Raw genomic sequence first — 10,263 nt, 5'->3', positions numbered from 1 at the left:
GTACCCCCGACGTCGTCGACTGGGGCGCCGCCGCCGCCAGGGTGCCCGCGGCGGCCGCGTCCCGGCCCTGGACCAGGAGCGCCCCATCGCACGCGAGGACATTCGCCTCCGGCGCCGGCACGGCGACGATCGACACCGGTTCGCGGGTGACGGTGGGCCAGGGCAGCGCGACCGCCGTGACCGTGGCGACGACGAAGCCGGCCGCCACAAGGGTGCCGGCCAGCACCCGGGTTCCCGTGGTCGCCCAGMGGAAGGGCAGTCGATCGCTCATCGGCCCTCCCGCCAGTACGGCCCGACGATGCGCGAGGTGCGCTGCGCGGCGCGGCGGGTCGAAGACGTCGGCACCGCCAGCAGGAGCGCGATCGCGATGATCGCGAGCTGCGTCGGAACGATCCAGCCCGCCCACGCGGGGACGGATGCCTCGGCCCGCGGCGCGACCGGGATCGTGACGCGCCACAGCGTGCCCTTGGTGGTCTCCCCGACCGCGTCGAGGCCGTCGCGCTGGTCTAGCGAGGTCTGGGCCGCGAGCCGGAACCCCCTGGTTGCATCGGACTCGGTCGGCGCCGTCGGCGCCAGCAGCACGAATTCCACGCCCTGAGCTGCGAGGTCCTCGACGGCGGGGCCGGCCGCCTCGGCGACGAGGTCGGCGGCGAGATGGGCGAGCGCGACGTCGCCATCGTCGGCCTCGGACCGGGTGGAGACGATCGTCGCCTGCCCGCCGATCGTCTCGCTCCCACCCCAGACGACTTCGGCGGCGACACCGCCCGCGCTCTGGGGGGTGAGGATCATGGTGCCGACATTCGGATCGTCACGGCCCTCGGCCGCGACGTAGGCGGGCAGCGTGCTCGCAGGTCCCGTCGTGAGGAAAGCGGCACCGCGCGACGTCGCCGTCAGGGCGGGCACCGCGAGCACGGCAAGCGCCCCGAGCACTACGACCGCCGTCACCGCCCTCGCGGCCCCGAGGCGCGGTGCGAGCCCGGAGTCCAGAGCCACCAGGGCGCCTCCGATCGCGCCCAGCCAGGCGAGACTCACGCCCGCCCCGGGCCAGATCGGGACCACGGCGGACTGTGCGAACGCCACGGCGATCCCGACCGCGGCGAAGGAGGTGGCGATTCCGGCCGCCGCCACCACGAGGCACGCCACCCCGGCCGCCCACCGCTGGGTGAGGGGGGAGATCAACGCCAGCACGGCGAGAGGCGCCGCGAGCAGCGGCACCCACCAGGTCGGGGCGCCGGCGAGGAACGCGCCCCACCCGCCGGGATCCGCGGTCGGGAAGCCGGCAGCGAGCATCGCTCGACCGGCGGCGTCGGCGGCGACCTGGGGACCTGCCCAGGGCACGCCCGGGTCGGCGAGCAGCCCCCACGGCTCGCCGGCGAGCAGCTGGTGCAGCACGAGCGGCGCCGCGAACACGAGCGCGGGCACCATCACCCAGATGAGGTGCGCGGTGCCACGGCCGGCCTGGCGCACGATCGCCAGGAGCAGCGCCAGCACCCAGAGCGCGACGAGGGCGGGCGCGAGCGACGGCGCGCAGGCGATCACGCCGACCAGGAGGACGGATGCCGCACCCGCCGCCACCCAGGAGCGGTGCGCCACCGCGCCGGCGTAGAACAGCCAGGGAAGCAGCAGATGCGCGATCACCGCGGTCGGTCTGCCCTCGACGAGGGCGGCGAGAAACGTCGGCGCCAGCGCCCAGGCGGCGCCGCCGGTGATCCGCAGCACGGAGCGATCGGTGACGCGGGTCGCGACGAACCAGCCCCCCAGTGCGGCGACCGGGAGCGCGAGCACCCACAGCAGGACGATCGCGCGCGAGGGCTCGGACGGCCACGCGCTGCCGATCACCGCGATCACAGCGGCGAACGGGTCGGYGGGGCCGATCGTGTCCACGCCCAGGGCGCGCCGGCCGTAGGCGGCGTCGCCCCACAGCTGGGCGACCACCGTTCGCAGCGGCTGCAGCGCTCCGCCCCCGATCACGGGGGCGGCGAGCAGCGCGGGGAAGGCGGCGATCGAGGCGACGAGCGCGGTCAGGACGAGCCAGGCACCCCCGCCGGAGAAGAATCGCAGCTCGCCGCGGAGCGCGTCTGAATCGGTCTCGCCCGCGTCCCATCGGGATCGCAGCTCCGAACCGGACACCCGCAGGGGTGCGAGCTGCGACCAACCGGTCCGGCGCGCGCGGCGGATGCGAGCGCGGGCCCGCGCCACCGCCCCGACTCGCACGAGGGCGAGGACCGATGCGGCCCATTCCGCCGGGATGAGCCCTGGCTGCTTGCGCACGAGCAGCACGAGCGTCTGCCACGCGGCGAGCGGCAGCAGCGCGAGCCAGAGGAACGGCAGTGCGACGACATTCGCGTACGCCAGTCGGCGGTGCAGCTCGGCGGTCCGCGTCGCGATCGCACGCTGGACACGACTTCCGCTGGTGCGAGGTGTCGCCCGCTCTGCCACCCCGTCGCCGGCGACCGCCACGAGGGCGCGCGGCACGAGCGCGATGCGCGCGCCGGCCAGGCGCGCCCGCACCCCGAGGTCGAGGCCCTCATCCGCACCGGCCAGGGCGGGGTCGATCTCGCCGATCTCGCGCCAGTTCTCGCTGCGGATCAGGATGCCGCGCACATCCGCGCCGAGCACGTCCTCGACGGCGTCATGCTGGCCCTGGTCCAGCTCGCCGTCCGCGAGTCCGACCGTTCGCCCGAGGCGGGTGACGCTCACGCCGAGGGAGACGATCGTGGACCGGTCGTCCCAGCGCACGAGCTTGGGCGCGACGAAGGCGACCGAGGGCGACAGCTCGAGTGCCCCGGCGAGGCGGCTCAGCGCTTCCCGCTCCGGCGCCGTGTCCTGAGCGAGCAGCCAGATCGCGTCGGCGTCGACCCGCCGAGCGGCGATCGCGGTGGCCTCCGCGAACCGGGTGCGCGCGGGCGCGGTGATCACCGATTCCGCCGGTGCCGCGGCAGCGATCTCGGCGATCCCCGGGTCATCGCCGCAGATGACGATGGTCAGGGCATCGACAGGACGCGACTGCGCCGCGACGGCCGCCAGCGTCCGGCGCAGATGGAACGCCGCCGGTGCGCGCCCGTCGGGGCGCACGACGAGAAGGGCGTGGACTCGGCCGGGCATGACGTCGTCAGCCTAGGCCGGGCATCCACCAGAGCCGGGCGCCGCCTCGGCGCGCCCCGCGATCCCGGTTCTCGGTCGTCAGCTGGCGCGACGCTTGAGCTTGCGACGTTCTCGCTCGCTCAACCCGCCCCAGATTCCGAAGCGCTCGTCGTTCTGCAGCGCGTATTCGAGGCACTCACCGCGCACGTCGCACGTCGTGCAGACGCGTTTCGCATCGCGCGTCGAGCCGCCCTTCTCCGGGAAGAAAGCTTCCGGATCGGTCTGCGCGCAGAGCGCATCTGTCTGCCATCCGAGCGGATTTCCGTCGTCGGCCTCGAGCGGCCGCCGTACTCCTGGTACGCCGAGATTGACCGGATCGACGAACCAATTGTCGGGAACGCCGGAACGGTACTGTGAGCCCGCCATCTCGTCTCCCACCTGTGTAGCCCCCCACGCAGGTTCGCGTGTACGTGTAATTACACCCGTGTAGTTCGCCTGGGTCAAGTCGCAGATCGTAAAGCCTCACCCCTGGATTGAGGGTTCACGACGCGCCGACGGCGTGTCGCGGGCAGGTAACGAATTCTCCAGATGGGCGGCCCACCCCGTTCGACGCCGCAGATCAGCCGGTGGCGCCCGGCACGGCGACGAAGACCTCGCCCGATCCGCGGAGGCGCAGCATCCCCTCGTCCTCTGTCGCGAGCACCGCCGCGCCGGGGATCAGCGTCGCGTGCTCCGCGGAGGCTCCCCCGGAGATCTCCACCGACCCGCGCGTCGCGAGCGCGATGGCCACCCCMGTGATCGGCACGTCCACCGGGGCGTCGTCGGCGACCCGCACGTGCAGAAGCGCGAAGTCCGGCATGCCAGGGTCGAAGCGCTCGATCCCGCCGGCGAGCAGCGCGGGCCGAAGGATCGGCGGGGGTCCGGGGGTGGAATCGAGCACCGTCAGCAGTTCCGCGACATCGATGTGCTTCGGCGTGAGCCCGCCGCGCAGCACGTTGTCGCTCGCCGCCATCAGCTCCACGCCGAGGCCTTCCAGGTAGGCGTGCAGCACACCGGCGGGCACGAAGATCGCCTCGCCGCGGCGCAGCGTGACGAGATTCATGAGCAGGGCCACCACGATGCCGGGGTCGCCGGGATCCGCGGAGCCGATGATGCGGCGGGCAGTGGTGAGCTCCGCATCGAACTCCGGGGCATCCKCCGATGCGACCGCCGAGACGATCTCGTCGACCTCGGCCTGCGCGTCACCGGAGAGCAGCCACGCGATCGCGTCCCGCAGCGCACCCGCTTCATCCGGCGAGTCGAGCCGCCGCGCCAGCGCCGCACCGGCCGGACCCAGTGCGTCGAGCAGCCGCCGGGTGGCGTCGAGGGGGCGAAGGCCCGCCAGCGCGGCGAAGGTCTCGCTCACCGCCACGATCAGCTCGGGCTTGTGGTTGTCGTCGCGGTAGGTCCGCTCCCCCGCGTCGCGAGGGACTCCGGCCGCCTCCTCACGGGCGAAGCCCTCCTCCGCCTGCGCTTTGGATGGATGGGCCTGGATGGAGAGGGGGGATGCCGCGGCCAGGAGCTTCAGCAGGTACGGCAGTCGCGCGGGGCCACCCGCTGCGGCGCCCTCGGTCGCGAGCCATGCCCCGAGCGGCCGCCCGTCGGGCACGAGCGCGGGGTCGCCAGGATGGTCGCCGAACCAGATCTCCGCCTCGGGGTGCGGTGCCGGAGCCCGCCCCTCCAGCTCGGCGATGAGGGTGCGGGACCCCCAGGCGTAATTGCGCGGCTCGTTCACGAGGGGGACCAGCATGGGCCCAGCCTAACGGCGCCTGCGGGGTACCCTGATTCCACCATGGCGCTGCACACGAAGCACCCGGCGTCGGCGCTGCCGACCGCCCCTGAGCGCGAGACGACGCGTCATCTCCTGCTGCGCGCGTGGTGCATCTTCGTGCTCTTCATGGCGCTGTCCGGAACCGCCTGGTTGCACGCCATCGGCCAGCTGGGGACCACCTTCCTGACCATCGCCGGAGGAATCCTCTCCGCGGTCCTGTGGTTCCTCGTCCGCCCGCTCGTGCAGTGGCGCCGGCTGCCCGAGTTCGCCCTGGCGTATGTCGCGTGGGCGATGCTGTCGCTGCTGTGGTCGGCCTGGCCGCAGACGACCGCGCTCACCCTGCTGCTGCTGGTCATCACGACGCTCCAGGCGCTCTTCGTCGGAGCCGCGCTCACCTGGCGAGAGCTCGTGCGTGCCATCGCGTCGGCGCTCAAGTGGGTCATCGGACTGTCGCTGCTGTTCGAGCTGTGGGTGTCGATCTTCATCCAGAAGCCCGTGATGCCCGGGTTCGCGCCGCTCCCGGAGAACGCGGACCCCATCGAATACTGGTCGCGCAACAATCTCTTCGAGGGCGGGCGCATCCAGGGGATCGTCGGCAACGCCAACCTCCTCGGCCCACTGTGCCTCCTCGCCATCATCGTGTTCGCCATCCGGCTCGCCGCCGGCGCCCCGAGGCGGGCCCTGCTCTGGGTGTGGATCGGGCTGTCCGCCTACCTGATGATCCGCGCCGGATCCGCGACCGCGTACGTCGCGGCCTGCGCCGTCGGGGTCGTGCTGGTCACCGTGCTGCTGATGCGCCGCGCCCGAAAGCCCGGAGATCGCCTGCCGTACTACATCGGCTATCTCGTCGTCGGAGTCGGCGGAGCGACCACCGCATGGCTCCTGCGCGAACGGCTCTTCGCTGCCTTCGGGCGCGACTCCGACCTCACCGGCCGCGAGGACATCTGGCAGGCCGTGATCGCGAAGGCTCAGGAGCGGCCGATCGCCGGCTGGGGATTCGCCACGCCGTGGAACCCTGCCGATCCGGCCTTCGACGCCTGGATCACCGACCACGGCCAGACCGTCATGCAGGCCCACAATATGTGGGTCGACGTCTTCTTCCAGCTGGGCATCATCGGGCTGATCCTGATGGGCCTGACCTATCTCGCCTTCATCTGGCGTGCCTGGTTCTTCGCCGTGGACCGCCCCCGCTGGGATCTCCGCGACGACCGGCCGTACTCCGCGCTGTCGCTGCTGCCCACGCTCGTCGGCGCGATCCTGCTCGTGCAGGGGTTCGCCGAGTCCTCGCCCCTGCTGCTGTGGGGCTGGATGTTCCTGGTCATGCTCGGCTTCAAGATCAAGCAGGCGCCCCACATCGGGGAGGGTCCCGCGGAGCAGTCCCTCGCGATCGAACGCGGCGAGCCTGCGAAGCAGGCGTCGTGACAGACGCACCCCGAGGGGTGGGCGGGGTGCTGGCCTCGGCATCCTTCGCCCGCGCATTCACCCTCGCGGCTTTGGGCGCGGTGTTCGGCTCGGTCCTGATCGAGCGTCTCGCCGGGCGGGTGACCTACGCGACGATCCTCGCCGGGCTGTGCGCGTTCGCGATCGGGATGCTGGTCGCCCGGCGTCGCGAGATCTCCCTCATCCGGCTGGTCCCGACCACATTGCTCGCCTTCCTCGGCTGGGCGCTGGTGAGCGCATTCTGGACCACCGATGTGACGCAGACGCTGTGGAGCTGGGTCGCCGCGGCAGCGCTGGCCCTGATCGCGGTGACGATCGGCCACGTCCGCGACACGCTCCAGACCGTGCGGTCGCTCGGCGACGTGCTCCGAGTGCTGCTCACGCTGTCACTCGGCCTCGAGATCCTCTCCGGCATCCTCCTGGACACGCCCCTCGGCTTCCTCGGAATCCAAGGGAACATCGCCCAGCTGGGGCCCATCCAGGGCGTCTTCGGCACGAGGAACCTCCTCGGGTTCGCGGCGGTCATCGCGCTGATCACCTTCCTMATCGAGTACCGCACCCAGTCCGTCCCCCCTGGCCTGTCGCTGTATTCCGTCGTGCTGGGCGGGGTGAGCGCGGTGCTCTCGGACTCTCCGACCGTCGTCGTCCTCGCCGCCGCCGTGGCCGTTGCCACCGGCGCGCTGGCGCTCGTGCGGCACACCTCGCCGGACCGCGGGACCGCCGTGCAGTGGGTGTTCGCGGGTGTGCTCGTGGTCGGGATCGGGGTCGCGTACACGCTGCGGCACCAGATCATCGCCTGGCTCGGTGCGGGCAGCGACTTCTCGATGCGGGCCAACCTCTGGGCCACCCTGCTCACCTATGTCCGCGTGCACCCGGTGCAGGGCTGGGGCTGGTTCGGCCCGTGGGCGCAGGGCGAGTTCCCCTTCATTGCGATGAACTACTCGCTGGGCCGCTCGCACGCGACCGCCCTGAACGCCTACTTCGATGTGCTCCTCCAGCTCGGCTGGATCGGGCTGCTGGCCTTCCTGGCCCTGGCCGTCGTCGCGTTCGTCCGCGCGTGGCTCGTCGCGAGCGAGCGCCGCTCGATCATCTACGCCTGGACGCCGCTGACCCTGGTCGCGCTCCTGGTCGACTCGATGTTCGAGAGCTTCACGCTGTCCGGCTTCGGGTGGCTTCTCCTGGTGCTCTGCGCCGTGCGGGCGGGGCAATCACGCTCGTGGCGCGAACGGATCGACGTCACCGAGGTCGAGCCGGAGCTTCCGCACGTCCAGGGGGAACCGCGGTGAGGCACGGTAGGATTCTCGGGCCATGCCTCTTGCCTCCGACAGTTCCCCTGCCTTGATGACGACTGCAGCTTTCGACCCCGCGTCCGCGACGATCGCGATCGTCACCTACAACCGTTCGGCCCTCCTCACGCGACTCCTCGAGAGCATCGTCGTGATGGATCCGAAGCCGGGCCACGTCGTGATCATCGACAACGCCTCCGTCGACGACACGACTGAAGTCGTCGAGTCGTACCGCGAGCGCCTGGGCACCGAGCTCGTCTACCACCGACTCGATACGAACACGGGCGGCTCCGGCGGGTTCAGCGAGGGCATGCGCGTCGCGTACGAGCTCGGTTCCACCTGGATGTGGCTCATGGACGACGACGTCGAGGTCATCCCCGACGGGCTCGCCCGCATGGGCGCCTGGGCGCCGAGGTTCAAGAGCATCCAGGGACGCCGCTACGACTACGACGGCAGCGAGTTCTACTGGCAGTATCGCCTCTCCATCCCGCTCGGCATCCCGATTCCGTTCGCCCCTGCAACGTTCGACGAACGCGGCTTCCGGCCGATGAACAGCGGATGCTTCGAGGGCATGTTCATCCACCGCGACGTGGTCGCCGAGATCGGCCTGCCCGACCCCCGCTTCTTCATCTACTGGGACGACTCGGTGTACGGCTATCTCGCCTCGCGCCGGACGCGCTCGGTGATCGTGAACGAGTTCGTGCTGCGCCGCACCCGCGAGATCAAGCAGTGGGACATGGGCATCCGGCACCTCAACGCCTCGAGCGACGCGTACCGGTACTACATCATGCGCAATCGCGGTCACATGAAGCACTACTTCCAGACGCAGGGCACCTACCGTCCGGTCTACTTCGCCGTGGGGTCGTTCCTGACCTTCGCGAAGGAGATCATCCGGCTGCTCTTCGTGGAGCGGAAGGTGCGCGGCACGAGCAACCTCTTCCGCGGCATCCGCGACGGACGCAGGATTGCGAAGGATGCCTCGTGGCAGCCGATGCCGCCACTCGAGGCGTCAGGGGCTCAGCCAGTCACGTAGTCCGCGTTGTAGCGGTCGAGCACCTCGGCGATCGGGGCATCCATCGCCAGTCGTCCCTTGTCGAGATACAGGCCGCGCGTGCAGAAGCGACGCAGGTCCTTCTCGCTGTGGCTGACGAAGAAGAGCGTGCGGCCTTCGGCGAGCAGCTCATCGATCCGCTTGTAGCACTTCTCTCGGAAAGCCCGGTCGCCCACGGCGAGCACCTCGTCGACGAGGAGGATCGGCTCGTCCAGCTGCGACACCACGGAGAAGGCGAGACGCACCTTCATGCCGTTCGAGAGGTGCTTGTAGGGGGTGTCGACGAAGTCGGCGATCTCGGCGAACTCGATGATGCCGTCGAACCGCCGCGAGACCTCGGCGCGCGACATCCCGTGCAGTCCTGCCGCCAGGCGGACGTTCTCGCGCACCGTGAGGTCGCCGACGAAGCCGCCCGTGATCTCGATGAGCGGCGCGACGCCGCCATTGACCGCCACGGTTCCTTCGTCCTCGATGAGCACGCCGGCGACGAGCTTGAGCAGCGTCGACTTGCCCTGACCGTTTCGCCCGACGACGCCGATCGACTCCCCCGGTTTGACGGTGAACGACACGTCTCGCAGCGCCCAGAACTCGCCTGGACGCGAGCGGCGCTTCGCGCCCGCGAACAGGTCCTTGAAGCTCCGGCGCCCTCGGCGGTTGCGCCGGAATCGGATGCCGAGACCCGAGACCTCCATCGCGTAATCGGATGCCGCGGCCATCACAGCTCCTTCAGCACAGGTCGCTCGAGCCGGCCGAAGACGAACATCCCGAGCGCGAGGAACGCGAAGCACATGATGGCTCCCACGATGACGACGAACGAATCCCACGTCTCGGTGAAGAACGCCGCGCGGTAGAGGGTGAAGATCCCGGCGAGCGGGTTGAACGCCGCGAGCGTCTCGAAGGGCGCGGGCAGATCGGAGACTCCGTAGATGATCGGCGACGCGTAGAAGAGCGCCCGCAGGATGAGCCTGGTCGTTCGCTCGAGGTCGGTGTACAGCACGCAGAGCGGCGCGACCAGCAGGCCCAGCCCGACGAGGAGCACGGTCTGGAGGATCACTGCGACCGGGAACCACAGCACGCCCCATCCCACGTGAGCGCCGGTGAGGATCGCGAAGGCGATCAAGACGGGCAGCGAGAAGAGGAACTCGATCCCCTTGGTGAGGACCACCCGATTCGCCCAGATGGATCGGGGAATGGCCGTCGAGCGGACCAGCCGCGCGTCCTTGCTGAACGCCTTCGTGAAGTCCGAGACCGAGGAGTTGAACCACACCCACGGCAGGAGAGCGGTGAGCAGGAAGACGATGTACGGCTCGTGCCCGACGGTGCGATKGAACACCTGCGTGAACACGAACCAGTAGATCGCGCTCATGACGAGCGGGTCCAGCACCGACCACAGGTATCCGAGGGCGCTCGTGGCATAGCGCACGCGCAGATCGCGCGAGGAGAGGAGCCACAGCGAGTGGAGATAGCGCCGGGGCGAGCCGGGAGCGCCGACGGCGGCTGTGGTCACTGAACGATTCTATTCGCGCTTCTCCCCGGCCCCCGCGACCAGCGCTTCGTGCGCAGGCGGATGGGTCTTGGAGCGCCTGAGCGCA

The 10,263-nt window shown here is 70.6% G+C and carries 8 protein-coding genes and 1 pseudogene; 3 read left to right on the top strand and 6 right to left on the bottom strand.

Annotated features, from left to right (window positions below; genetic code table 11):
* The 4 genes and pseudogenes from AC1DVT_RS13940 to manA all read right to left on the bottom strand — a co-directional run.
* Positions 1 to 271 (bottom strand): annotated as a pseudogene (locus AC1DVT_RS13940) (DUF5719 family protein); the annotation flags it as partial.
* The gene (locus AC1DVT_RS13935; protein ID WP_477389648.1) at positions 268 to 3,105 is read right to left on the bottom strand and encodes a glycosyltransferase; all 2,838 of its coding nucleotides are present in this window, start codon (positions 3,103 to 3,105) and stop codon (positions 268 to 270) included. The gene AC1DVT_RS13935 and the pseudogene AC1DVT_RS13940, both read right to left, overlap by 4 nt.
* Before the next feature lie 78 nt (positions 3,106 to 3,183).
* Positions 3,184 to 3,510 (bottom strand): WhiB family transcriptional regulator, encoded by a 327-nt coding sequence (locus AC1DVT_RS13930; RefSeq protein WP_457101056.1) that lies wholly within the window; start codon positions 3,508 to 3,510, stop codon positions 3,184 to 3,186.
* A 193-nt stretch (positions 3,511 to 3,703) separates the two neighbouring features.
* Entirely contained in the window at positions 3,704 to 4,873 is a 1,170-nt protein-coding gene (gene manA / locus AC1DVT_RS13925) for a mannose-6-phosphate isomerase, class I (protein ID WP_477389647.1), read from the bottom strand.
* Between the two features lie 42 nt (positions 4,874 to 4,915).
* Here manA and AC1DVT_RS13920 point away from each other — a divergent pair, with 42 nt between their 5' ends.
* From AC1DVT_RS13920 to AC1DVT_RS13910, 3 genes are read left to right on the top strand one after another with little or no spacing between them, the layout of a single operon-like run.
* Entirely contained in the window at positions 4,916 to 6,316 is a 1,401-nt protein-coding gene (locus tag AC1DVT_RS13920) for an O-antigen ligase family protein (protein WP_477389646.1), read from the top strand.
* The gene (locus AC1DVT_RS13915) at positions 6,313 to 7,620 is read left to right on the top strand and encodes an O-antigen ligase family protein (RefSeq protein ID WP_477389645.1); all 1,308 of its coding nucleotides are present in this window, start codon (positions 6,313 to 6,315) and stop codon (positions 7,618 to 7,620) included. Before AC1DVT_RS13920 ends, AC1DVT_RS13915 begins: the two co-directional genes overlap by 4 nt.
* 55 nt (positions 7,621 to 7,675) lie before the next feature.
* Complete coding sequence (locus AC1DVT_RS13910; RefSeq protein ID WP_477389644.1) at positions 7,676 to 8,653, top strand: glycosyltransferase; 978 nt, start codon at positions 7,676 to 7,678, stop codon at positions 8,651 to 8,653.
* Here AC1DVT_RS13910 and AC1DVT_RS13905 read toward each other — a convergent pair.
* Together AC1DVT_RS13905 and AC1DVT_RS13900 are read right to left on the bottom strand one after the other, a co-directional pair.
* On the bottom strand, positions 8,638 to 9,387 hold the full coding sequence (locus AC1DVT_RS13905) for an ABC transporter ATP-binding protein (protein WP_477389643.1): 750 nt from the start codon (positions 9,385 to 9,387) through the stop codon (positions 8,638 to 8,640). The two genes, AC1DVT_RS13910 and AC1DVT_RS13905, sit on opposite strands and share 16 nt — an antisense overlap.
* Positions 9,387 to 10,178, bottom strand: coding sequence for an ABC transporter permease (locus tag AC1DVT_RS13900; protein ID WP_477389642.1), 792 nt, complete (start codon positions 10,176 to 10,178; stop codon positions 9,387 to 9,389). The genes AC1DVT_RS13905 and AC1DVT_RS13900 overlap by 1 nt, the downstream gene beginning before the upstream one ends.
* Between the last annotated feature and the right edge of the window lie 85 nt (positions 10,179 to 10,263).

The organism is Microbacterium sp. P2_F9 (assembly GCF_056403635.1).
This window is presented reverse-complemented; position numbering and strand designations above follow the sequence as displayed.